This is a genomic window from Streptomyces graminilatus (assembly GCF_001418565.1).
Classification (GTDB): Bacteria; Actinomycetota; Actinomycetes; order Streptomycetales; family Streptomycetaceae; genus Streptomyces; species Streptomyces graminilatus.
Genome location: NZ_LIQQ01000772.1, coordinates 1 through 364 on the forward strand (window position 1 = coordinate 1; position 364 = coordinate 364).

The following is a 364-nucleotide window of genomic DNA, read 5'->3' on the forward strand; positions in this document are numbered from 1 at the left end:
GGCCACATCGGAACGGTCCCGCAGCACGGGCGTATCGGTCGGCGTCCGCCCCCGGTAGTTGGCGATCAGCCGCTCGACAGCCTGAGCGGCGGCCTTCGGCGGCAGCCCGTCGAGCAGACCGGCGAGGGCGGCACGCAGGGCGTCGGCGGGGGAAACGGGGGTGTTCACGGGGTGATTCTAGAGGTGGGTGGGGGGGGACGGGGTTCCCCCGGGAACGGCTGTGAGCCGCGCTCCGAGCCGGAGACTCGTACGTCGGCCTTCTCAGCTCAAGACAGCCTCGATCGCTCGCTCGGAGCGCGGCCCGCGCACGGTCGCGCGCCACAGTCTCCGTCCCGACAGCACCGCTGCCGCGATCAGCAGCAGG

At 72.8% G+C, this 364-nt stretch carries 1 pseudogene; it reads right to left on the reverse strand.

The window, feature by feature from the left end:
* Window positions 1-168, reverse strand: a pseudogene (locus AOK08_RS48255) (small ribosomal subunit Rsm22 family protein); the annotation flags it as partial.
* Window positions 169-364: the final 196 nt, after the last annotated feature.